At 71.8% G+C, this 22,484-nt stretch carries 17 protein-coding genes; 5 read left to right on the forward strand and 12 right to left on the reverse strand.

The window, feature by feature from the left end:
• Positions 1-107 precede the first annotated feature (107 nt).
• Positions 108-3,335 carry a N,N-dimethylformamidase beta subunit family domain-containing protein gene (locus ACZOOI_RS03790; RefSeq protein WP_465279389.1) on the reverse strand — a complete coding sequence of 1,076 codons (3,228 nt, stop codon included), beginning with the start codon at positions 3,333-3,335 and terminating at the stop codon, positions 108-110.
• 231 nt (positions 3,336-3,566) lie between these two features.
• On the opposite strand from ACZOOI_RS03790, the gene ACZOOI_RS03795 reads away from it, so the two are divergent.
• A complete protein-coding gene (locus tag ACZOOI_RS03795) occupies positions 3,567-4,502 on the forward strand; it encodes an NAD-dependent epimerase/dehydratase family protein (RefSeq protein WP_465279390.1) in 936 nt (311 codons plus the stop codon).
• On the opposite strand, the gene ACZOOI_RS03800 is transcribed toward ACZOOI_RS03795, so the two are convergent.
• Positions 4,495-5,112 carry a NeuD/PglB/VioB family sugar acetyltransferase gene (locus ACZOOI_RS03800; RefSeq protein WP_465279391.1) on the reverse strand — a complete coding sequence of 206 codons (618 nt, stop codon included), beginning with the start codon at positions 5,110-5,112 and terminating at the stop codon, positions 4,495-4,497. The two genes, ACZOOI_RS03795 and ACZOOI_RS03800, sit on opposite strands and share 8 nt — an antisense overlap.
• A gap of 99 nt (positions 5,113-5,211) precedes the next feature.
• Here ACZOOI_RS03800 and ACZOOI_RS03805 point away from each other — a divergent pair, with 99 nt between their 5' ends.
• Positions 5,212-6,267, forward strand: coding sequence for an O-antigen ligase family protein (locus ACZOOI_RS03805; RefSeq protein ID WP_465279392.1), 1,056 nt, complete (start codon positions 5,212-5,214; stop codon positions 6,265-6,267).
• Between the two features lie 1,267 nt (positions 6,268-7,534).
• Here the strand turns inward: ACZOOI_RS03805 and ACZOOI_RS03810 are convergent.
• From ACZOOI_RS03810 to ACZOOI_RS03830, 5 genes are all read right to left on the reverse strand, one after another.
• The gene (locus ACZOOI_RS03810) at positions 7,535-8,308 is read right to left on the reverse strand and encodes a sugar transferase (RefSeq protein ID WP_465279393.1); all 774 of its coding nucleotides are present in this window, start codon (positions 8,306-8,308) and stop codon (positions 7,535-7,537) included.
• A gap of 87 nt (positions 8,309-8,395) precedes the next feature.
• Positions 8,396-9,553 carry a glycosyltransferase gene (locus ACZOOI_RS03815; RefSeq protein WP_465279394.1) on the reverse strand — a complete coding sequence of 386 codons (1,158 nt, stop codon included), beginning with the start codon at positions 9,551-9,553 and terminating at the stop codon, positions 8,396-8,398.
• Positions 9,546-10,361 carry a polysaccharide deacetylase family protein gene (locus ACZOOI_RS03820; RefSeq protein ID WP_465279395.1) on the reverse strand — a complete coding sequence of 272 codons (816 nt, stop codon included), beginning with the start codon at positions 10,359-10,361 and terminating at the stop codon, positions 9,546-9,548. Before ACZOOI_RS03820 ends, ACZOOI_RS03815 begins: the two co-directional genes overlap by 8 nt.
• On the reverse strand, positions 10,358-11,926 hold the full coding sequence (locus ACZOOI_RS03825) for a GNAT family N-acetyltransferase (protein ID WP_465279396.1): 1,569 nt from the start codon (positions 11,924-11,926) through the stop codon (positions 10,358-10,360). Before ACZOOI_RS03825 ends, ACZOOI_RS03820 begins: the two co-directional genes overlap by 4 nt.
• Positions 11,926-13,518: a GNAT family N-acetyltransferase gene (locus ACZOOI_RS03830; protein ID WP_465279397.1), complete on the reverse strand. Its 1,593-nt coding sequence runs from the start codon at positions 13,516-13,518 to the stop codon at positions 11,926-11,928. Before ACZOOI_RS03830 ends, ACZOOI_RS03825 begins: the two co-directional genes overlap by 1 nt.
• A gap of 327 nt (positions 13,519-13,845) precedes the next feature.
• Between ACZOOI_RS03830 and ACZOOI_RS03835 the strand changes: the two genes are divergently transcribed.
• The 3 genes from ACZOOI_RS03835 to ACZOOI_RS03845 are packed head-to-tail and all read left to right on the forward strand — an operon-like array spanning position 13,846 to position 17,072.
• Complete coding sequence (locus ACZOOI_RS03835; RefSeq protein WP_465279398.1) at positions 13,846-14,772, forward strand: polysaccharide deacetylase family protein; 927 nt, start codon at positions 13,846-13,848, stop codon at positions 14,770-14,772.
• 18 nt (positions 14,773-14,790) lie between these two features.
• Entirely contained in the window at positions 14,791-15,924 is a 1,134-nt protein-coding gene (locus ACZOOI_RS03840; RefSeq protein WP_465279399.1) for a GNAT family N-acetyltransferase, read from the forward strand.
• Positions 15,921-17,072 carry a glycosyltransferase family 4 protein gene (locus tag ACZOOI_RS03845; protein ID WP_465279400.1) on the forward strand — a complete coding sequence of 384 codons (1,152 nt, stop codon included), beginning with the start codon at positions 15,921-15,923 and terminating at the stop codon, positions 17,070-17,072. Before ACZOOI_RS03840 ends, ACZOOI_RS03845 begins: the two co-directional genes overlap by 4 nt.
• A 129-nt stretch (positions 17,073-17,201) precedes the next feature.
• Here the strand turns inward: ACZOOI_RS03845 and ACZOOI_RS03850 are convergent, their stop codons facing one another.
• From ACZOOI_RS03850 to ACZOOI_RS03870, 5 genes are read right to left on the reverse strand one after another with little or no spacing between them, the layout of a single operon-like run.
• Entirely contained in the window at positions 17,202-17,648 is a 447-nt protein-coding gene (locus tag ACZOOI_RS03850) for a group II truncated hemoglobin (RefSeq protein WP_465279401.1), read from the reverse strand.
• 32 nt (positions 17,649-17,680) lie between these two features.
• Entirely contained in the window at positions 17,681-18,769 is a 1,089-nt protein-coding gene (locus ACZOOI_RS03855; protein WP_465279402.1) for a glycosyltransferase family 4 protein, read from the reverse strand.
• On the reverse strand, positions 18,766-20,037 hold the full coding sequence (locus tag ACZOOI_RS03860) for a glycosyltransferase family 4 protein (RefSeq protein ID WP_465279403.1): 1,272 nt from the start codon (positions 20,035-20,037) through the stop codon (positions 18,766-18,768). The genes ACZOOI_RS03855 and ACZOOI_RS03860 overlap by 4 nt, the downstream gene beginning before the upstream one ends.
• Positions 20,038-20,043: 6 nt before the next feature.
• On the reverse strand, positions 20,044-21,264 hold the full coding sequence (locus ACZOOI_RS03865; protein ID WP_465279404.1) for an ABC transporter ATP-binding protein: 1,221 nt from the start codon (positions 21,262-21,264) through the stop codon (positions 20,044-20,046).
• Positions 21,254-22,375: an ABC transporter permease gene (locus ACZOOI_RS03870; RefSeq protein WP_465279405.1), complete on the reverse strand. Its 1,122-nt coding sequence runs from the start codon at positions 22,373-22,375 to the stop codon at positions 21,254-21,256. Before ACZOOI_RS03870 ends, ACZOOI_RS03865 begins: the two co-directional genes overlap by 11 nt.
• Positions 22,376-22,484: the final 109 nt, after the last annotated feature.

Here is a 22,484-nt window from a genome sequence, read left to right on the forward strand (position 1 = left end):
CGGTGCCGGGCCGCTCGGGGGATCCGGTACCGCTGCGCGTCGGTCGGTCGGTCGGTCGGTTTCGGGGCCCGGTGTCGAGCCTGTCGGGAAGCCCGGTACCGCTGTGATCAGTTGGTGGTGAAGACGACGTCGACCCAGTAGTTGCTGTCGTTCCAGGTGCTGGTGGGGAAGCCGGTCCCGTAGACGTACACGCCGTTGCCGCCGACGCTTGCGGACGCGGCTGCCTTGATCGGCCCGGTGCCGCCCGCCGCGGTCAAGCCGCCCTCCGTGGAGGAGTACCGGCCCTGGGGGGCGTAATACGAGGCCACGTAGGTGGTGTTGGCGGCGATCTGGACCGGTTGGGTGAAGTTCACCTGTTGCCAGCCTGTGGCGGTTTCGCTGCCGAAGACCGCGCTGGTCAGGATGCTGCCCTGGGTGGACCAGATCGTGCCGGTGTGCGTGCCGGTGTTGCCGGGGCCCTTGTAGAACCGCAGTCCGGTGATCGTGCCGGGGACGGTGCTGCTGAATTTGACGCCGAGTTGGATGCCGGTGGTGTCGGTGTCGGAGAGCACGGCCGGCGTCGCGGTGGCGGGCCAGATCGTGCAGGAGGGGTTGCAGGTCGGCGGTGGCGTGCCGCCGGCCGTGGTGAAGGACCAGGTCCGGGGAGCCATCGGGGTGCCCTCGGCGGTTTGCGCGCCGCTGAGGGTGACCGTGTACGACGTGCCCGGGGCCAGGTCGGCGGTCGGATCGAAGGTTGCGGTCCTGGTCCCGGCGTTGTAGCTCGCGGTGCCGGCGACGGTGCTGTCGTCCGACTTGGTGAGCGACCACACGATCGTCGCGGGCTGTACCGCGAGGTCGAAGGTCGCGGTGAGGTTGCCGCCGACCGGGGCGGTGATCGCTCCGTTTGCCGGGGTGGTCACGGTGACCACGGGTGCGGGGCCGGTCGGGGTGGTGGCGGAGGTGGTGAACACCGGATCGACCCAGAAGTTGGCATCGTTCCAGGTCGAGGTCGGGAAGCCGGTGCCGTAGCGGTACACCCCGTTGCCGCCCGCGGTGTTGCTCGCCGGCGCGGTGAGCGGGCCGCGGATGTGCGCGGCGCTCAGGCCGCCCTGGTCGGCGCTGTATCTGCCGTTGGGTGCCTGGTAGGACGCCACGTAGGTGGTTCCGGCGGTGACCGGTACGGGCTGGCCGAAGTTCACCTGCTGCCAGCCGGACGCGGTTTCGCCGGGGAATGTGGCGGTCGCCAGTGGGGTGCCGGACGAGGACCACAGCGTCCCGGTGTGGGTGCCCGTGTTCGCGGCGTCCTTCCAGAAGCGGATTCCGGTGATGAAGCCGGCCCGGTCGGGCTGGAACTTGACGCCGAGTTCGGTGGCGGCGGTGTCCGGGTCGGGCCCGGACGAGGGTTGGTCGGTCGGCGTCCACAACGTGCATGGGCACACGACGGGTTGCGGCGGGCCGCCGATGGTGACGGTGGCGCCGGCGGACGGGGTTTCGGTGCGGGCGCTGTCGTCGGTGGCCCGGGTCTTGATGGTGAGCGAGCCGCCCGGGCCGGTGGTGAACACGTAGGTCCAGCTCTCCCGGCCGGTGGTGGCGGGATGCCAGGTGGCGCCGTTGTCCACCGAGACCTCGACGCCGCCGACCTTGCCGCCGGTGTCGGTCGCGGTGCCGGTGATCGTCACGTTGCTGTGCGCGGGCAGGCTGCCGCCGTTGGTGGGCGCGGTGATGGTCGAGACGGGCGGCGTGGTGTCGGTGCTCTTGACGGCCGCGACCATGCCGGTCATCAGGCTGCCGGGCTGCACGCCCATGTCGGCGAAGAGGTTGATCGTGGCCTGCTGCATCGCGGTGTCCACGGTGCCGTTGGCGCCGACCCGGTAGACGTCCAGGCCCCACGCCCACTGCACGGTGCCCGCGCCGAAGACGAGGGCGCCGCTGGGTGCGCGGTACAGGGTCAGGCTGTGCTTCGCGCTGCCGTCGGCGTAGGTCGAACCCTGGTCCTGGAGCACCGACATGCCGGACTTGACCGTGGTGGAGAGCCGGATCAGGCCCGCGGGTCGGGCGCCGTTGTCCAGGTCGGAGTCCCATTCGTAGCCGAGGGTTCCGCTTCCGAGCGTCGTTTGTGCGGTGAGGCCGAGGGTGGCCAGGCGGGTGTTCCGCCACAGTCGCAGCCGGCCGTCGGCGCCGTTGGCGTTCATGTCGGTCGTACAGCAGTTGACGGTGAAGATGGTGCCGGTGAGGTTGTTCTCCGGTCGACCGCCGTCACCGGGTGGCGAGAAGCGCGGGTCGCGCCAGGTGCCGGTCCACACGGACGGGCCGAGCGGGTCGATCGACTGGTTGGCGTGGGTGTCCTTGTACGCCACCAGGTTGCGGTGGGCGGGGCCGTTGCCGTTGATCCCGCCGTTCTCCCAACGGGTCTTCCAGAACACCTCGTTGCCGGAGAAGAAGGCGAGGTTGACGCCCGCGTCGCGGGCCGCCTCGACGTTGGCCCGTTGTGCGCCGGACCAGTATTCGTCGTGGCCCACCGACAGGAACACCTGGTGGTTCTTGATCAGTTGGCCGCGTCGATCGGTATCCACACCGGTCGAGTACGTGACGTCGTAGCCGTTGCGTTCCAGGAAGCGCAACATCGCGAATTCGGCGTTGAACAGCGAGTCCGCGGGGTTGTCGGCGCGCGTGGTGAAGGGCCGGTTGTAGCTGACCTTGTACGCCCGACCCACCGGCTGTCCGGTGTAGAGGTCGTTGCCGCCGTACGCGTTGTACGCCTGCCAGGTGGTGTCGGATGCCTGCATCAGCAGCGCCGAGTGCGATGCGTCGTTGCGGACCACGAACGGGATGTGGCTCGCGCCCGAAGAGCCGTCGGTGCGCGTGGGTTTGGCGATGTAGTAGCCCGACGCCGCGTCGGCGGGTACGGTCCAGGACGCGGAGTCGGTCCAGTTCGAGCAGTCGATCAGTCCGGTCACCAGGTTGTCGGTGTCGCAGTTCGGCTGCTGACGTGGGGTCACCGCCGAGGCGGGGATCGTGTAGACCTTGCGGGCGCCGCTGCCGTTGTACCAACCGAGCCGGTAGATATCGACGCGATAGGAACTCGCGGTGGTGTCGATTCGGAACTTGATCTGGCCACCGGCGTTGACGCTGATGTCGGTGGAGAAGCCCTGGATGGAGGTGCTGCCGGCGCCGCTGACGTCCCATTCGGTCCGCGCGTTGCCGGTCTTGCTGTTCTCGCAGACGACCGCGTTGGTGACCGGTGCGTCACAGGGCCCCGCGGATGCCTTCGGTGTGTTCGGAGCCGCGACGGTGAGCGCGAGCAACAACGCGAACAGCGTTGGAATCGTTGCTCTGCGCAGCCGTGGCCTGGGCATGTTCATGAGTGTCCCCCACCCCAACTTCGTTCCCGGGGCGGTGTCCCGGGTCCGAGATAGGGGAAAGTGTGGCGCACGTTCCGGCCTGTTGTCCGGGTTTTGCCCTCTCGTGAAGCGGGCCGTGGGTACAGTGCGGGAACCGGGGGTGGGCCGGCCTCGGGTCGGACTTGGGGGAGTTCGAAACACAGGCACCGGCGGGGATGGTTCCGCACGATGGTCCGGGGGGACTTTGTGAAGGTAGTGATCACCGGCGGCGCCGGTTTCATCGGCTCGAATCTGGCCGCCGCGTTGCAGGACCACGACGTCGTGCGCGACGTGCACGTGGTCGACGACCTCTCCACGGGGTCGCTCGAAAGTCTGGCCGGCCTGAAGGTGACGTTCCATCAGGGATCGATCCTGGAGCCGGAGTTGCTCGATCACGCGTTCGCGGGCGCGGAGGCGGTGGTGCACCTGGCGGCGTTGCCCTCGGTGCCCCGGTCGGTGGAGGCGCCGCTGGCCAGCCATCACGCCAACGCGACCGGCACGCTGGAGGTGCTGGAGGCGGCTCGACGGGCCGGGAACATCCACGTGGTGGCCGCGTCCTCGTCGTCGGTGTACGGCGCCAATCGCGAGTTGCCCAAGCGAGAGGACATGCGCACCGCGCCGCTGAGCCCGTACGCGGTCAGCAAGTTGGCCACCGAGTCGTATCTGCTCGCGTACGGCAACTGCTACGACCTGCCGGTGCTGCCGTTCCGCTTCTTCAACGTGTTCGGGCCCGGCCAGCCGGCCGATCACGCCTATGCGGCGGTGATTCCGCGGTTCGTGGACGCGGCGTTGGCCGGTCGGCCGCTGACCGTGCAGGGCGACGGCGAACAGACGCGTGACTTCACCAACATCGGCAGTGTCTCTGCTGTGCTCACCGACGCGGTGTTGCGCCGGGTGGTCTCGGACATCCCGGTCAACCTGGCGTTCGGCTCGCGGACTTCGCTGAACGCGTTGATCGACTTGTTGACGCAGGTGCTCGGGCGGTCGGTCGAGGTCGAACACGTGCCGCCGCGGCCCGGCGACGTGCGTGATTCGCAGGCCGACGGGTCGCGCCTGCGCGCGCTGTTCCCGACCGCGGAGCCGGTCGAGTTGCGGGACGGACTCGCGCAGACGGTCGCGTGGTTCCGGTCTCGGCTCAGCTGAGCCGCTCCTCGCGCGGGCGCAGCGGTCGAGCGGGTGAGCCCACCACGGTGGTGCCCGCCGGTACGTCCCGGGTGACCACGGCGCCCGCACCGACGAAGGCGCCGGCGCCGACGGTCAGCCCTTGCAGGACCACCGCGTTGCTGCCGACGGTGGCGTCCTCGCACAGGTGCACGTTGCCGGAGATGTTCGCACCCGGGTACACCGTGCTGCGTGTGTCGAGCACGGCGTCGTGTCCGATGGTGGCGTTGTAGTGGACCTGCGCGTGCAGGCCCAGCGTGACGCTGCTGGAGACGTGCGCGTTGGCCTGGATCAGGCAGCCGGCGGCGATCGTGGTCTCCGGCGAGATCACCGCGCGCGGGTGCACGAGGGTGACGGCGCGCAGGCCGCGTTCGTCGAGCAGGAGGGCCAGTCGGGCGCGGGCGGCCGGGGCGGCGATGCCGACCAGGTAGTCGCCGGAGTCGACTTCGCCCGGGCGCAGCACCGGCAGGCCGCGCACCTTCTCGCCGGCGCGGGCGTCGTCGAGGAACGCGGTGACGGTGAGCGTGGAGGCGAGCGCGGCGTCGAGGGCTTCGCGGCCGACGCCGCCGGCCCCGCAGATGTAGAGCGGCATGGGGGACATCCTGGCATCGCCGGGCGGCCGGGATGAGCGCACGCGCACGCGGGCGCGGTACGGGTGGGTCCGGATCGTCGAGCGGAAGCGGGTTGTGCGATGGGGGCTGACCGGGAAGGGGACCATCGGGTCCGGGGTTCGACGCGGTATCTGTCCCGGCTTGATCTGCTGGGCACGGCCGTGGTCGCGACGACCGCGATGTGGGCACTGATGGCGGCGGCGAATCGGGCCGGTGAGCCGGAGGCGTTCTTGTTCGCGCTGTCGGCCGCGGTCGGCGGGTATGTGCTGGGGCGATTGCTCGGCGCGCGTTCGGCGTTACTGCCGCCGGCGGTGGTCGCCGGCGCGGTGGCGGGGATGTTGCTGTTGTGGCCGGGTGCGTTGAGCGGGGACGCGACTGCGCCACCGTTGCACTACGGGAATGCGAACGGCGCGTTGGTGGCGCAGGCGGTGGGTGCCGCGTGTCTGGCCGCGCTGGTCGCCGCATCCGATCGGCGACGGGGTGAAATCCTGTTATTGGCCGGGTTGTTGGTACTCGCTGCGTTCGCGACGCGTTCGGTGGCGGCGGCGGTCGGTGCGCTTGTGGTGTTGTTGGCCGGGTTGTCGTCGGCGGCGGTGCAGCGCAAGGGCACGGTCGTGCTGGTGTCGGCGGTGTGTGTCGTCGGCGTGGCACTGGGCACCGTGGTGCTCGGGGCGCTCGGTACGCGCACGGGTGGCCTGGAGGGCGCCGCCGAGGCCGGTCTGACCGAGCGTCGGGTGCAACTGTGGGGCGACGGCGTACATCTGACGAAAAGTCACCCGCTGCGCGGGACGGGCCCGGGGATGTTCGTGACGAACAGTCCGACCGCGAGTTCGGACGCGGACGTGCACTCGGCGCACTCGTTGTGGTTGCGGCAGGGCGCCGAGCAGGGGCTGCCCGGCGCGCTGTGTCTGGTGGCGTTGGTGGGGTGGGTGTACGTGCGGTTGTGGCGCTCGCCGCAACCGGTTGCGGTGGTGGTGGTCGGGTCGGCGACGTTCACGGCGTTCGTGGCGCAGGCGTCGATCGACTATGTGGCGGAGTTTCCGGTGGTGTTGGTGGCGGTCGGGTTGCTGGCGGGGGCGGCGACGGCCGGTCCGGATCCGGAGTTGCGGGCACGATTGGCGCGCGGGGGCGTTTAGGGCGGGGGCGTCGCGGGTCGGCTGCGGGGGGCTCCGGGTGGACTGCGGCATGGTTCCGGGTCGGCCGCGGAGCGGTTCACGGGTCGGCTGCGGGGCCGTTCATGGTCGGTTGCCGGTTGGTTTCCGGTCAATTGCGGGGCTGCCGGCGCATGGTGTCGTATTGTCCGTCATGGCCCCTTCAGGGCTTGTGGGGCTGATGCCGGATTCACCCGAGTCTCCGCATGTGAAACCTCAGATGATGCTCAGATCCGTGTCGCGCGGACGGCTCCGCGTCTATTTTGTGGAATCGCCGCAACACGGCGCACATATTTCCCAGGCAAGGGGAATGTCACGTCGATTCGCAGGTTTGTCGATCCGCGTGCAGGATTGCCGGAATCCCGTTTCGAGTTCGTTGCGGGATTTTCCAGAAAATGAGAAAAGCGGGACGGGCGGTCCGGGGGGCCGCTGCCGCGCAGGTGTGGACGAGCCCTGGGCATCCCGTTGTATGTGCAGGTCACAGCCCTTACAGCAGGTGGACACGGGGCCGGTCGAGCATGCGGTCGACGCGGTGCGCGGATGTCCTTCCATACCCCCGAAACGGTGTCGGATGATTCTCGAAAGCCTTTTGCGCAATATCGCCTCAGGTTTTTCGAATACGCTGCGCAACTGCTTCAATGCTCACTGATCTTCGGGTGGCCTCGGCCTCACCTGTTCCGTGGGAGGGCACGATCAGCAGCACAACGGCCGCGAATCCTTTCGGCACGGACTTCTGGAGCGGCGACCGGGGCATCGCGTGGCTCGCGCTGCTCGAACTCGTGGTGCTGCTGCTGGTGTTGCTGCGGGTGCTGGCTCGACGGGCGGGCCCACGCGGGTTGTTCCGAGGGTTGTCGCAGCAGATCGTTGCGACCGGGCGGGCGTTCGCGGCGCCGTTCGTCGCATGGCGGCGGGACTCCGGGCACGACGGGCGACCCTGCTGCGGACGCCACCGCTGCCGCGGGCACCGAATCACGCGGCACCGGGGCCGGAACGTCGGCCGGGGCCTCCGGGGGCGCACGCGTGTCGGGCTCGGATCCGACTGCCGCAACGGGATCGTCCGCGACCACATCTGCCGCGTCCCGGGCGGGGGTTCCGGGCTCCGCCTGATGCATCCCGAGCACGGGGCGCACCGAGGTCACCGAACCCACCGGCCTCCCCGAACTCCCCGGGCACCCCGGCACCTGACGGCGTGACGTCCGTGCTCGATCCCCACGATCGAGCACGGACATCCGCACATCCGGCCGCTTCGGCGTCAGGAGACCTCTTCGGCCAACGACTCACCCGCCGGCCGCTGCGGTGGCAACATCCGGGTCGGGTCGACCGGGGAGTGGGTGATCGGCGCGGACCAGACGATGGGTCTGGGCAGCGGGAACGTCTCGCCCCGGTCCTGCCGTACGGTGCCGGGCCGAGCCGCGGCCCCGCGCCCCGGATCCTCCTGGGGCAGGTTGGCGATCGGCACCGGGAAGCCCGGATTGACCCCGCCGGCGGCGGTGATCCCGGTCGGCCGCAGCAACACGCCGATCGTGCGCCACAGGATGACCAGGTCGACCCGGGCGCTGCGGTTGCGCACGTACCAGAGGTCGTATTCGATCCGCACCGGCCAACTGAGCGCGTTACGCCCCTGGACCTGGGCCCAACCGGTCAACCCCGGTCGCACGTCGAGCCGGCCCCGCTGGCGTTGCGTGTAGTGCACCACCTGGCTCGGCAGCGTCGGCCGCGGCCCGATGATGCCCATGTCACCGCGCAACACATTGATCAGTTGCGGCAGTTCGTCCAGGCTCGTGGTGCGCAGCAGTTGCCCGGTCCGGGTGATCCTGGTGGCGTCGGGTTCGTCCGGGTAGCGCGGGTCGTGCATGGTGCGGAACTTGAGGATCTCGAAGTCGCGGCCGCGCAGGCCGCTGCGTGTCTGGCGGAACAGTACGGGCCCACCCATGGTCGCGCGGATCATCACGTGGATCGCTAGCAGGACCGGTCCCATCAGAACCAATGCCAGCACGGCCACGGTGATGTCGAACAGTCGTCGCATTCCATGCCCCTCCCCTGGTGTGGCGTTCGGTGTTGCGTGTCTCGGGCGCCGGCGGTGTCTCCCTCACCGGCCGTCGCCCGTTGTGCGTCAAGTCCAACCCAGGCCGCGGCGCCCGGCCACGGCCCGATAGGTGTCGATCGAGATGCCCGCCACCCTGCGCTGGTCGAATTCGGCCAGAGCGCGCAGCCGGGCGGCGGCGCCGAGTTCGGCGCGCAGGTCCGGTTCGGTGATCAGGCGGTCGATCGCGGCGGCCAACAACCGGGGCTCGCCGGGTGGTGCAAGGAGCAGATGTTCACCGTGGGTGCCGATCTCCCGACAGCCGCGGATGTCGCTGAGCACCATGGGCAGCCCGCAGGACGCGGCTTCCATGGCCGATCGTGAGAAGCCCTCGCGGTGCGAGGGCAGGACGAACACGTCGAGCGCGTTGTACACCGCGGGCATGTCGGAGCGCGCACCGACGAATTCGACCCGGGAGCCGTGCACGGCGCGGGACACCGCGTCGGCCTTGTCCGGGTCCTCCGGGCCGATCCAGACGAATCGGGCCTTGCCTGCGAGCAGTCCGGCTGCCTCCACGTATTCGAGGATGCCCTTTTCCGCGACCTGCCGCCCGACTCCGCCCACGAGTAGTTCGTCTTCGGCCACGTTCAGTGCCCGCCGAACGCTCGCCCGAGCGACGGGGTCGGGTCGAAAGCGGGTCAGATCGGTACCGTTGCCGACCACGCGCGAGCGCCACCCGGGCACGGCCCGGCGCAGCGTCGCGTGGTCGGTGGCGTTCTGGTACAGCTCGGCGTGCGAGGCGCGGGCGGCCAGGCCCTCGGTGCCGAGCACGAACGCCCGGCGGGCCCACGGGTCGCCGGGCCGGATCCACAGGCCGTGGCAGGTGTTGACCACGACCGGGACACCGGTCGCACGGCCCAGGATCCGGCCGAGCACACCGGTCTTGGGGTTGTGCGTGTGCAGCACGTCCAGGCGCAATCGGCGCAGTGTGCGCACCAGTTCGCCTGCGGCGGCGGCGTCGCTGCGCAGACTCCACGCGCGGGTCAGCGAGTTCAGCGGCACGTGCGTGACGCCCAGTGCCTCGATTTCGGGAACGTAGGGGCCGGCGGCGCTGATCCCGTAGGTCTCGAAGCCCGCCGCGACGTCCTCCTCCAGTTCGGTACGCAGGAGCAGGGCCAGGCTCATGTCGATGGTGGTCAGGTGGGCGACCCGCAGGGGTCGACCGCCCGGTCCGCGCGGCTCACGCATGCGCACCGGCTCTCTTGCCCAGACCGACCACGGCGGCGTAGGCGCGCTCCTGGGCGAGCCGGCCGCCGAGTTTGGCGCGGAAGAACGCGGGCGGGTCGGTGCGCCGGACCGGGACCCGGCGCAGCCGGATCGGGTCGCAGCCCGGGAGGTTGCGGCCGAGCACGCCGGTGGCGGCGCTGCGGAACCGGCAGCGCAGGGCGTGTTCCATGTCCGGGACGGCGATCCCCCACGGATAGGCGAAGTGGGCCGGGCGCAGCCCGAGTCGGCGTTCGATGTCGTCGGAGGCGTCGTCGAGTTCGGCCGCGGTGAGTGCCTCGGGGCGGGCGTGGCTGCGGGTGTGGTTGCCGATCGTGGCCAGGCCGGACTCGGTCAGTTCGGCGATCTGGTCCCAACTCAGCGCGGCGGATCCGCCGCTGGTGCCGGTGGAGCCCTCCCAGCGCATCAGTTCGCCGATGCAGCCGGTGGCCAGGTACAGGGTGAACGGCAGCGCGCGGGCCCGCAGTTCCGGCCAGGCGTTGGCGTACACGTCGGCGAAGCCGTCGTCGAAGGTGAGCACGATCGAGGGCGTCGGGTCGCCGGCCGCGAGCCGGTCCACCGCGGTGTCGAGGGAGACCACGTGCGCGGGCGGGAGCAGGTCGAGCTGGGTGCGGAACGCTTCTGCGGGCAGGTCGAGTTCGTCGCGGCTGCCGCCACCGACGCGGTGATAGATGAGCAGTGTCGCGCCGGGTGCCGGATCGCGGGCGAGGGCGGTGGCGGCCAGGCCGCGTTTGAGCGTGGCGCGCACGCGGTCGCCGCTGATGGCGGTCATCGGGTGGTGCCCTTCGAGGTGTGCGGGGCGGGAGCGGTGCGGGCGTGGGGCCACGGGACCGGTTCGGATTCCTGACGAAGCGGGGTGCCGGCGCTGCCGGCGGGGTCGAGCACGTACAGGCGCAGGGTCTCACCCAGGGCGGTGGCCACGCTGCGCACCGCCTCGCCGGGCTCCCACACGCGTGGTCGGTCCCGGGTGCCCAGTGCGGCGACCGTGTGCACGGTGCGGTCGGCGGCCAGGTGCACGAGGGTGTGCGGCTCCTCGCCGACCAGCCACCACGTCTCGCCGCGAGCCCGGCCGCCGTCGACCACGTCGGTTCCGCGGTAGCCGCACGCCAGCGCGATGGGGCGGTTGTCCTCGACGCCGGCTTCGTGCACCGGGTCGAGTTTGTGGCCGGGCTCGCCGTGTGGGTTGATGGCGGGCGCGATCACCGTCTCGGCGACCGGGGTCGGCGCCGGGTCGGCGGCCTTGGCACGGCGTACCCGCAGGTGTTGTTCGACCGACATCCGGGTGGCTCGGGCGAAACCGCGGGCGGGCAGGGTGGCCGCCAGCACGCGTCGGTCGCGGACGGCCTCGATGTCCCACAGGGCGGGGCGTTCGGGGGCCAGTCGCAACTTCTGCGGGGTTCGGGTGGGCATCAGGTCGACCAGGCGCGGGCTGCTGCCGGCGGGCCAGGGTTCGGTCAACACCCGTTCCTGGGCCTGCCATTGCACGACGGTGCCGATGCCCAGCGCGGCGAAGCGCTCGTCGTAGGCGGTGGAGTGCCAGGTGGCCACGTCGCCGAGGCGGAACCACAGGTGCATCGCGGCGGGTACGCCGTCCACGCGCAGTATGTACAGCCGGGCCCAGTCGTGCCGGGCCGCGCGGGCGATCAGCTCGCGGCGGGCCTCGGCGGCGGCAGGTTGCAGCGGGCCCTTCCAGCTGCGGGCGAACAGGTCGGTGTAGATGGCGAATCCGGCGTCCGGGTCGCGCGCGGTCGCGGCGCCGGCCGTCTCCTCGACGGTCAGGTCCCAGTGCGCGCGCACCCGGGCGGCGAAGCGGTGCGCGTAGCGGTCGAAGCTGCGGAATCGGGCCTTGTGGCCGGCCCAGCCGCCTTCGACGCCGGCGAGCATGTCGCAGGCCTTCTCCCGGGCGTTGACGGTGTAGCCGCACGCGCGTAGTCCGGCGATCAGCCGGTGGGTCTCCGGATCCCGGCTGGGCATCCGGTGCAGGCGCAGTTCGCGGATGCCGGCGCGGGCGAGGGCGTCGGCGATCGAGTCGGCGCCGTGCGGTTCGTCGGGGTGCACGACCACGTGGCTGCGGGGTCGGCGGTGTGCCGAGAAGATCCCCCATCGGTCGGCGCCGATGCGCTCCAGCGGCAGCAGCGCACGCGGCTGGTCGGCGTCGTCGAGCACGGACACCACACGGATGTCGTCGAGCGGGTCGCGGTGGCCGTGCAGGGTGGAGGCGAACCAGGCGTGGGTGTCGAACGGGTCGGCGTGCACGCCGCGGGCGGCCACCAGCCGGTCCCAGGACGCGGCGAAGGTGGGATCGATCTCCAGCGGGTGCATCGGGCGGGCCCGCATCAGGCCCCCTCGGCGCGACTGAGCGCACCGCGCGGGCCGGTGCCGGCGACGGCGGCTCCGGGCGGGTCCGATTCGGCGTCGGTGGGGGCGGGTTCGGCGGTCGGCGGGCTCCACGCGCGGGGCCAGCGCAGGCGCGGGTCGCGCACGGGCACCTCGTCCAGGTAGCGGACGGGCGACGCGAGCAGGTCGGCCAGCATCAGCGCGATCGCCTCCAGGGTGTAGGTGGGGTCGTAGCGCACGACCTCGCGCAGGGTGGGTACGGGTTCGTGGTGGTCGACGCGGGCCACCGCCAGCGGGCCGGTGCCGATCCGGTACCAGCGGTCGTCCGGCCCCCAGTCGGCCCGCATCTCCTGCGGGCCCTTGCGCGCGCAGGCCACGGCCAACAGGCGCAGCGTGGGTTGGTCCAGGGTCAGCCGGACGCCGGCCCGGGTCGGGATCTCGGTCGCGGGGCTGGCCTCGAGTCGGCGGGCGGTGCCGGAGGAGCCGGCGTCGACCGTGCTCACTCGCGCGCGCAGGCTGCGGATCCGGGCCCGGGCGGCGATCGGGACCGCACGCTGCATCTCGCGGGCGCCGCGCAGCAGCGGCAACACCCGGCGGGGCACCCGGGCGGCGCACACGTCGAGCAGCGCGGGCCGTTCGGTGCTGATCCGGTCCTTGAGCGGGCTCGCCCCGGGCAGCAGGTCGATCAACGCCAGACCGCCCTCGGCGAAAGCCAGTTCCTGGGCGCGCCAATGCACCACGTTGCCCGGGGAGAGCATCGCGGCGGCCGGGTCGTAGGCGATCGTGTGCCACTGCACGACCGGACCGATGCGCACGCCCAGACAGGAGGCGATGGCGCGGTCGTCGGCGTAGAGCACGTACAGCCGGGCCATGCCACGCGCGTCGAGTGCACGGGTGAGCAACCGGCGGCGCTCGGGCGAGGCGCCGAGTCGTCCCTTCCAACTCAGGTCGAACAGTTCGTCGTGGTCGGCCAGGCCGGCCGCGAGCGGCGGGGTGCCCGGCGCGCCGAACGCCGCCACCCGCAGTGTCCACAGTTGTCCGGCCCGCCGGGTGGTCTGGGCGATCGCGCTGTCGAAGCCGCGGTGTCGGGTCCGATAGCCGGACCAGCCGTCGGGGGTGGCCTCGATCATGTCGGTCATGCGTTCGCGCACGTCCACCGCGTAGCCCGCCTCGCGCAGCGCGGCCAGGAGGGCGTGCGTGGCCGGGTCCCGGCTGGGCATGCGGTACAGCGTCAGTTCCCGGATGCCGATCCGGCGCAGTTCGCCGACGAGTTGGCGCAGGACGGCGGGCTGCGGCTCGGGGGTGCCCAATACGACACGTGTGCGTTCGCGTTGGCCGCGGCCGAGTTCGTGGGCGCGTCCGCCGGCGTCGAGTTCCAGCGGGAGCAGGGCCAGCGGGCGGCCGGCGGCGAATACCCCGGGTATGCGCACGTGTTCGGTCCGTTCGGGGCGACTCGTCAGCCACGAGGACGTCCACGCGTGAGTATCGAAGACGTCTGCCTGGACCCCCCGTCCTGCCACCAATTCGTCCCACGCACGCGCCAGATCGCTGTCGATCTGTTCGGCGTGCAGGGTCGATGCACGATTGACCATCGCCCGGCCCCCACCTCGCGGTCCCGATGTGAGCGGCATCGGAACGTTTGTGCCCAACCGGCGTCCCCCGCCCCCACACGGCCGGGACACGAGTCACCCGCCGACCAGATTAGGCCGGATGGGTCACGCGTGAAGGGTGTTTCGCAATCCGTCCACGAGTCGTCCGTGATGTTCCCCGATATCCGGGGTTCGCCGGCTTGCCCCGATGTGGCCGGTGGTCGGACGTCGGGTGACGGCCCGTGGACGGACGTTCGGCGACCGGCTGACGGGACCCGACCCCGCTGTTACGGTTCCGGCAGCGGGAGCCGCGGGGCTGGGGAGGCTTGGGTGGGCGGTTCGATGGTGGGCTCGGTACGGTCCGGGGGCGACGCGTTGTTGCGGCGCTCCCCGGCGCAGGTGTGGTTCGCGCATCGCGCCCGGCTGCGGCTCGCGGTGCTCGGGTATCACGGGATCTCGGATCCGGACACGTTCGCGGGGCAGTTGGACCGGCTACGCCGGATCGCCCGGCCGGTGTCCCTGGACGAGGTGGAGACGGCGCTGGCGACGCGGCGCGCGCTGCCGGCCAAGGCGGTGTTGCTCACCTTCGACGACGGTGAACGCAGCATCCTGGAGCACGGGTTGCCGCTGCTGCGCGAGCGCGGCATCCCGGGTGTGGCCTACGTGGTCGCCTCGGCGATCGACTCCGGGACGCCGTTCTGGTGGCACGAGGCGGACCGGTTGGTCGCCGCCGGGGCGCGAGTGGCGGGTGAGCCGGAGCGGTCGCCGAGCGGGTGGGTGGCGTACCTGAAGACGGTGCCGCAGGAGCGGCGTCTGCGTCTGCTCGCGGCCCTGCGCGAGGGTCACGAGCCGGTGCGGACCGAGCAGTTGACCGGCGCCGACCTGGGCACCCTGGAGTCGGGCGGCGTACGGGTGGAGAACCACTCGCTCACCCATCCGCTGCTCGACCGGTGCTCGGACGCCGACGTACGGGCCGAAGTGGTGCGGGCGCACGAGCGGTTGACCGAGCTGCTCGGTCGGGCCCCGAGTTCGTTCGCGTATCCGAACGGGAACTGGGACGTGCGGGCCGAGCGGTTGTTGGCCGAACTCGGCTACCGCACCGGCTTCCTGTTCGATCACCGGCTCGGGCCTCGGCTGCCGGATCATCCGTTGCGGATCTCCCGCCTGCGGGTGGGCTCGAACACTCGCCCGGATCGCTTCGCGACGATCCTGTCCGGGCTGCATCCGGCCCTGCACGCGCTGCGCGGCGGCCGTTGACCTGCTTGAATCGGCGGGTTGTTCGGGTCGGCGAAGCGCCGGATCCGGTCGACGGACAGATCCGGGGGGATCACCGTGCTTGCTCTGCCCACGCTGTTGCGCTCGCCCGGCGAGTTGGCGGCTCTCGTTCCGTCCTGGCGCGCGCTGGTGGCCGCGACGCCCGGGACGTCGTACTTCACCACGCCCGACTGGGTGTTGGGCTGGACCGAGTCGCTGGGCCGGGAGCAGGCCGGCCGCGCGGTGGTGGCCGTGTGGCGCGCCGAGGACGGCACCGCGGAGGCGGTCGTACCGCTGCTGCGCACCCGTGAGCGGTTGCATCCGCGGCTGCCCGGCGGCGTGCTGAGCTGGACGCTGCTCGGCACCGGGCCCGGCGCCGCGGACCACTGCGGGTTCGCCGTCGATCCGCGCCGGCACCAGGACGTCCGGGCCTGGCTGGCCTCGCTCGCCCGGCGGCGCACCATGGTCTTCCCGCACCTGGACCCCGGCACCGGTGATCCGTTCCTGCCGCCCGGCGCCCGCGAGATCGAACGCACCGCGTGCCCGGTGATGCCCGCCGACCCGGCCGCGCTCGGCTCGGCCCGGCACCGGCAGGGAGTTCGGCGCAAGGCGCGCAAGCTGGCCGAGGACGGGATCACCTTCACGTGGGTGGCACCCGACGCGATGACCCCCGGGCTGTTCGACGACCTGCTGCGGCTGCACCGGTTGCGCCGGGAGGCGATCGGCGGGTCGAGCGCGTTCGACGCCACCCGGCGCCCGTTGCACGCGGCGCTGGCGGCGCGCGCCGCGGCCGATCGTGGGCCGTGTGCGCTGGTCGCCCGCGATCCGGCGGGCCGACCGGTGGGGATCCTGTACGGGTTCCTGTGGCAGGACACCTTCGCCTACTACCAGTTGGGCTGGGATCCGGCCTACGCGAAGGCGAGTCTGGGCACGGTGTTGTTCCACGAGACACTCACCGCGCTGGCCGCCCGCGGCGTCCGGACCTTCGATTTGCTGCGTGGGGCCGAGGAGTTCAAGCACCGATTCGGCGCCACCGATCGATACGACACGACATGGCTGGTGGCCCGGGGGGCGGGCGGCGCGCTGTTGGGCGCGAAGTCCGCGGCCCGCCGGGTCAGGGATCGCCGGCTGCGGCCGGCTCGGGGGGAAGCGTGAAGGATCGCATCAGGCTCGTGCACGTGGTGTGGCGGCTCAGCGTCGGCGGTGGGATCCCGCAGGTGAGCCGGCAGGTGCTGGCCGGGCTCGACCCGGAGCGCTTCGACTGCCACGCGATCATCGCCAGGCCGGCCTGGGAGGAGGATCGGCTCGACGAGTTGGGCGCCCATGTGACGGTGCACGCCCTCGACCACGAGGGGCCCACCCGGCCGCAGGACGAGATCCGGCTCGGGCTGCGGATCGCCTCGCGGGTGCGCGAGTTGCGGCCGGACGTGTTGCACGCGCACAGCGGCACGGCCCGACTCTCGTTGCCCGCCGCCCTGGGCTCCCCCGGGATGCCCCGGGTGCTGGAGGTGCACGAGCCGCTCAAGGACGGCCTGCACTCGCGGCTGACCAACGGCATCGAGGTCGGCATGGTCAAGGCGGCCGGCTTCCGCCCGTTCGCGCACTCCACCCACGTGCGCGACGCGACCGCGGCGATCGTGGGGTGGCGGCCGGAACGGATCCCGTTGGTGCCGTTGGGCGTTCCGGTGCATGTGCCGGACCCGGCGGCGGGCCTCGCGTTGCGCGCCGAGCTGGGCATCCCGCGCGAGGCGCGGGTCGTGGTCGGGGTCGGCCGGGCGACGCAGAAGAACATCCCGCTGATGGTGCGGGTCGGCGCGGACGTGGTGCGCAAGCTCGGCGGCGCCGGTCCGCCGGTGGTGTTCCTGGTGATCGGCCGTCAGGAGCCGGAGATTCCGGCGCTGATCGAGGAGTTGGGGGTCGGCGAGCAGGTCCGGGTGGTCCCGCCGCTGGCGCGGCTGAGCGACGCGTTCGACGCGGCCGACCTGTTCCTGTCCACGTCGCACTACGAGGGCTTCGGGCTCGCGGTCGCGGAGGCGATGATGGCGGGCGTACCGGTGGTCGGTACGGCGGTGGGTGGCGTGACCGACGTGGTCGCGGACGGCGTGACCGGGCGGTTGCTGCGCGCGGGCGACCGGGGCGGCCTGGTGATGGCGTGCCGGGAACTGCTCACCGACGACGCGTTGCGGGCCCGTATGGGCGCGGCGAGCCGGGAACGGGCGCTGTCCCGCTTCACCCGCCGACACATGCTCGACGGCTTCGCCCAGGTCTACGAGCGCGCGGCGCTGCGCCGCCGCCGGGGGTAACCGGGCGGCGGTCGGTCGCAGCGGGCGAACCGCCGCGGCCTCGTTGCCCGCCAACCGGCCGGGGTCTCGTTGCCCCCCGGCCGTGGTCCGGCTCGGGTGCGGGCCGGACCACGGCCGGCGGGCGGGGTGTCAGTCGGTCGGCGGCCAGTCCCAGTGCGGGACTTCACGGAGCGGGTGCAGTTCGTCGTCGGTCTCGGCGTGCGAGTTCTGCTTGGCCACGTGGGTGCCGAACTCCACGTGCGAGCGCAGCGCCTCCCGAAACGGGGCGTCGGAGGGCAGTTCGGCCGCGTCGGCGGCGGCCAGGTACAGGTCGACGAAGCGTTGGCGCTGTTCCTCGGTGATCCTGAGGCCGCGGTGCACCTCGATCAGGTGCAGGAATCCGCCCATGTTCCGGGTGAAGTCGTCCGGGCCGCCGAACGTTTCGGCGGTGAAGGCGGTCAGGTGGTCCACGTGCTCCGGGCGCCCCGAGCCGAAGAGGGGTTGCAGCAGCGGGTCGGCCAGAACGTTGCGGTAGAAGATGTCGATGAACCGGCGAAGACCCTCGTGTCCGCCCGCGTGCTCGAAAAGCGTCTCCATGGCCCTCATCTCAGATGGGGACGAGACGGATGTCAACCACCGCTCAGCTCGGTCAGAATGCGCTCGGCGACCGACGGCCACGTCATCGTCGCGCGCAGTTCCGCGCCGCGCGCCAACGCCCGCGCGCGGAAGGCGGCGTAGTCGGTGGTCAGCCGCGAGAGTGCCTCGGTCAGTGCGTCCACATCCCCCGGCCGCACGGCGATCCCCGCGTCGCCCACGATCCACGGCTGGTTGCCGACCGTGGAGGCCACGCACGGCAGGCCGCGGGTCAGGCCCTCGACCAGGGCGATCCCGAACGCCTCCATGTGCGTGGGGATCACCAGCGCGTCGGCCCGGTCGTACGCGGCGCCCATCGCCGCATGCGGCACCCGCCCCAGCGCGCGCACGCCGGGCGGCAGCGGGCCGTCGGGCCCGCTGCCGACCAGGGTCAGCGTCCGGCGCGGGTCGCGGGCGTGCAGGCGCGCGAAGGCTTCGAGCAGGGTCGGGCCGCCCTTGAGCTCCCACTGCGTGCCCACGAACAGCAGCCGTGGCGGATCCGCCGCGCGTGGGCCGGAATCCGCCGCGGCGGGCGCCGCGTTGGTGCCCGCGCCCACCACGTGCACCCGGTCCGCAGCCAGGCCGTACTCGGCGACCAGGACGTCGGCCGTGCTCGGTCCCATCACGAACACCCGGTGTGCGCCCAGCAACAGCCGTCGTTCGCGGGCCAACCACCCCTGCGTGTACCGGGATCGGTGCACGCCGCCGACCGCCGCGCCCTCCAGGCCCACCCGGTCGGTGTACACCCCGTAGCGCACTCCCGCCGGCGGTACCAGCGCCGGCAGCGTCTGCACGATCAGCACCGGGCGGCGCGGGCCGAGCAGTCCGCGCGCCCGCACCCTGCGGTCCAGTGCCGCCGTCCAGGCGTCGGTCTTGGTCCACGGCGTCCCGGGCCCGGCCCGGCGCGCCTCGCGCACGGCCCGCAGCCGTGCGCCGGCCAGGCCCGGCGCGCGGGCCAGCGGCATCAGGTCGTGCGCCTCGACCGCCGTGCGCTCCGCCAGCGCCCGGCGCAACGCCGGTACCGACCCGGAGAACGCCCCGACGTGCAGCATGGTCAGCCCGGACCGGCCGGTCGGCTCGGTCATCCGGTCGTGGCTCCGCGCGGGCCGCGGGTGCGTGCGCGCAGCGCCTGGCCGCGCTGGCTCGCCTTGAAGCCCACCAAACGCCCGCCGACCCGGACCGCCTCGCCCACCCGGCCGCGGGCCACCGGCCGCTCCAGGCGGGCCTGTTCGTACCATTCGACCAGCCGGGCGGCCTGGCCCTCCAGTGCGAAGCGCTCGTGCACCAGGTCCAGCGACCACGTGCCGATCCGCTCGCGTTCGGCCTGATCCAGCAGCAGCGCGGACAGTTGGCCCACCAGCGGGTCCTGCTCGACGGGCACCCGGCCCGCACCCAGACCGTAGAAGCCGAGCGCGTCGAAGTCGCCGATCGTCTCCGGTGTCACCGGTTTGCCGAAGCCCTGCTCGCCGACCACGATGGTGGGCTTGCCGAAGGCCATCCCGCGCAGCGCGGAACTGCCCATGCCCACCACCACGTCCGCCAGCGCGTAGGCCGGGCGCGGGTCGGCCATCTCGCCGGTCAGCACGATCGCCCGCCGCCCCAGGTCGCCGTTCAAGGCCGCGGCCCGGGCCTGGAGTTCGCGCTCGATCGAGCCGCCGCCGACCATCACCAGACGCAACCCGGGCAGCTCCGGGGCCAGCCGGGCGACGGCGTCCATGGTGCGTTCCAGGTGCTCCTGCTTGAGGTGCCTGGCCAGCCGCGAGACCACCACCACGGTGGGTGCGGGCTTGAGCAGGCCGTGTTCGGCGGCGAAGGCGTCGACGTCGACGTCCGGCTCGCCGCCGGCTGCCGGCGCGGTGATCGGGTGGTCGATCGCGGTGTCCACCGGCGGCTCCAGCAGGTGCACCCGGGCACCCTCCAGGCCGCGCAGTTCGCCGGTCTCCTCGTACAGCTCGCCATAGCCCACGGTCAACGGCACGCCGGTGCGCGGGAAGTACGGTGGCAGGCTGCCCATCGACATGATCGTGCCCAGCACGGGCGTGCCGCGGGGAACGAACGCGCCCAGGAACGCCTCGACCAGCGGCCAGTATTCGTAGGTGTGCACGACGTCGATCCGGTGCCGGCGCACCGCCGCGGCGATCGTGCGGGAGACCGCGGGCGAGGGCCGTACGTGTGCCCGCTCGGGCAGCGCGAGCAGTGGCAGCCCGGCGGCGGCCACCCGTTGCCGGAGCGGGCCCTGACGGCCCATCACCCACACTTCGTGGCCGAGGTCGCGGACCGCGCGGGCCAGGTCCACGGCGTTGATCGAGCTGCCGCCGAGTTGCATGTCGTGCGGACACACCAGGATGCGCACGGCCGGTCACCCCTCCCAGGTGTGGTCGACGTAGACCGGCGCGGCCAGCACCACCGCGCGCGGCGGGGTGTCCAACTCGGGCCCGGCCACGTCGAACTGCTTCGCGGGATGCCACGTGGTCAGCGGGTGGCCGTCCCGGTCGTACACCCCGATCCACAGCGCGTATCGCCCGCGCGGCAGCGGCAGGCGGTCCAGGGTGCACCTGACCCGGTTGCCCGATCGGCCGAACTGCACGTCCCGGCGCGTGGTGAAGACCGGGCTCGCGGTGCCCTCGGTGACACCGATGTGCACGGTGGCGGGTCCGTGGTGGTCGCCGGTGAACTCCGCCTCGACCACCATCGAGCGGTTCGTGGTGGGGCCGGCCGTGTCCACGCCGCGCACGTCCACGTACGTGGTGCGGATCGCCTCGTCGGTGCGGGTGCGCGCCTCGGTCTCCTCCTCGACGCTGTCCCGATACCCGCGCAGTGCCTGCCGGATCGGGCCGTCGCTGCGGATCTCGCCCTGCTCCAGCCAGATTCCGCGTGTGCAGATCGACTCCACCGACGCGAGGTCGTGCGAGACCAGTACGAGTGTGGTGCCCTGTTCCAGCACCACCCGCATCCGGTCCAGGCACTTCTGCTGGAACAGCGCGTCGCCGACCGCGAGCACCTCGTCGACCAGGAGCACGTCCGGTTCCAGGAAGGCGGCGACCGCGAAGCCGAGGCGCATCTGCATGCCGGAGCTGTACCACTTGACCTGCCGGTCGATCGCGGTGCCCAATTCGGCGAAGTCCACGATGTCGTCGAACCGGTTGGCCACCTCGGCCCGTTTGAGGCCGAGCAACGAGCCGTACAGGAACGCGTTCTCACGTCCGGTCAGGTCGGGGTGGATGCCCGCTCTGACCTCGATCAGGGCGCCGACCCGGCCGCGCACCTGAAGCCGGCCGGCGTAGGGGTACATCACTCCGGTGAGCATCTTGAGCAGCGTCGACTTGCCCGACCCGTTGGAGCCGATCAGGCCGACCGACTCGCCGGGGTCGATGTGGATGTCGATGTCGCGCAACGCCCAGCGCCAGTCGGCCTGGTCGCGGCCGGACAGCTTGCGCGCGATGCGGCCCAGGTTGTCCCGCAGGAGCATGCGCTGACTGTCCGCGCGAAATCGCTTCCACAGGTGTTCGGCCCGGATGGTGCCCAGCGGCAGGGCGCCCGGCTTGGCCGGCGCCTTGATCGTCGTGAGGCTAGGCGACATCGGCGATCCCCGCTTCGAGCTTCTTGAAGATCTTGTATCCGACGATCAGGAGCACGGTCGCCGATCCGGCGGCGGCGCCGGTGAGTTCCCAGTCGGGTTGTTGTCCGTACAGGATCGAGCGCCGGTAACCGTCGATCACGGCGGCGAGCGGGTTGAAGATCACGTACGGGAGCAGCCATTCCTTGGTGATCTGGTCCATGCCGTAGGCGACCGGGGTGGCGAACATGCCCATCTGCATGAGCAGGGGCAGCACGTGTCGGATGTCGCGGAAGTAGACCACCGCCGCGGACAGCACGAGCACGACACCGAGGGTGACCTCGAACTGGATGAGCAGCAGGATCGGCAGCGCCCAACTGGTCGCCGCGGGCGGCGTGGTGTACGCCGCGAAGAGCACGACCAGTACGGAGGAGGCGATCAGCATGTCCACGGTGGCCACGATCACGGTGGCGAACGGGAAGACCTCGCGCGGACAGTAGACCTTGTTCAGCAGCGGCCCGTTGGACACCAGGGACGAGGAGCCCTGGGTCACCGAGGACATGAAGAACGTCCACGGGAGCAACCCGAGGTAGCTGAACAGCGGATAGGGCACGTCGTACTTGTGCGCCGTCTCGCTGAGGTTGCCCACGCGCTGGAAGACGACGGTGAACACGACCATCAGCAACACGGGGGTGATCACCGCCCACGCGAAGCCGAGAACGGCTTGTTTGTAGCGGGCCTTGAGGTCGCGCTCGGCCAGGGTGCGCACGAGTTCGCGCGAATGCCACAGCTCGCGGATGCCCCGGATCAGGCTGGTGCGGCGCTTGAACTTGAGTTCCGGTGGTGGTCCCTTGATCTCGGGGTCGGGTGCCTGTGCTGCGGCGATCCGGCCGGTCCCGCTGCCGACGCCCGCCGTGGGCGCCGCGTGTCGTCCGGTACCGGTGCGACTGTCGATGGTCGGCGTGGTCGCTCCCCCGTGGCCCGTGATGGGCGCTCCGTTGACGTGTGTTCGGTGGTCGGCGGGTTCGTCGACACTGCCGCCCGGCCGCGCGTGCCGGCCCACCCGGCCGACGCCGTCGACCCGGCCCATGCCGTCGCCGGGCATGCCGACGGCACCCCCCACATACTCCCCCACGGACTCCCCCTCCCTGGTTCGACAACAACCTTGGCACATGCGATCTCCCCACGAGTCGCATTCGGCCGTACGGGAATCGGCGCTCCCGCCCTACCGCTTCCCCTCCACC

The organism is Embleya sp. L77 (genome assembly GCF_055557415.1).

What these genes read in the sequence shown, in the direction of transcription:
- ACZOOI_RS03855 (WP_465279402.1), bottom strand. Translation starts at nt 18,769, where the DNA reads ATGACCGAGCCGACCGGCCGGTCCGGGCTGACCATGCTGCACGTCGGG.
- ACZOOI_RS03790 (WP_465279389.1), bottom strand. Translation starts at nt 3,335, where the DNA reads ATGCCCAGGCCACGGCTGCGCAGAGCAACGATTCCAACGCTGTTCGCG.
- ACZOOI_RS03820 (WP_465279395.1), bottom strand. Translation starts at nt 10,361, where the DNA reads ATGACCGCCATCAGCGGCGACCGCGTGCGCGCCACGCTCAAACGCGGC.
- ACZOOI_RS03815 (WP_465279394.1), bottom strand. Translation starts at nt 9,553, where the DNA reads ATGCGTGAGCCGCGCGGACCGGGCGGTCGACCCCTGCGGGTCGCCCAC.
- ACZOOI_RS03805 (WP_465279392.1), top strand. Translation starts at nt 5,212, where the DNA reads ATGGGGGCTGACCGGGAAGGGGACCATCGGGTCCGGGGTTCGACGCGG.
- ACZOOI_RS03810 (WP_465279393.1), bottom strand. Translation starts at nt 8,308, where the DNA reads ATGCGACGACTGTTCGACATCACCGTGGCCGTGCTGGCATTGGTTCTG.
- ACZOOI_RS03800 (WP_465279391.1), bottom strand. Translation starts at nt 5,112, where the DNA reads ATGCCGCTCTACATCTGCGGGGCCGGCGGCGTCGGCCGCGAAGCCCTC.
- ACZOOI_RS03825 (WP_465279396.1), bottom strand. Translation starts at nt 11,926, where the DNA reads ATGCGGGCCCGCCCGATGCACCCGCTGGAGATCGATCCCACCTTCGCC.
- ACZOOI_RS03865 (WP_465279404.1), bottom strand. Translation starts at nt 21,264, where the DNA reads ATGTCGCCTAGCCTCACGACGATCAAGGCGCCGGCCAAGCCGGGCGCC.
- ACZOOI_RS03850 (WP_465279401.1), bottom strand. Translation starts at nt 17,648, where the DNA reads ATGGAGACGCTTTTCGAGCACGCGGGCGGACACGAGGGTCTTCGCCGG.
- ACZOOI_RS03830 (WP_465279397.1), bottom strand. Translation starts at nt 13,518, where the DNA reads ATGGTCAATCGTGCATCGACCCTGCACGCCGAACAGATCGACAGCGAT.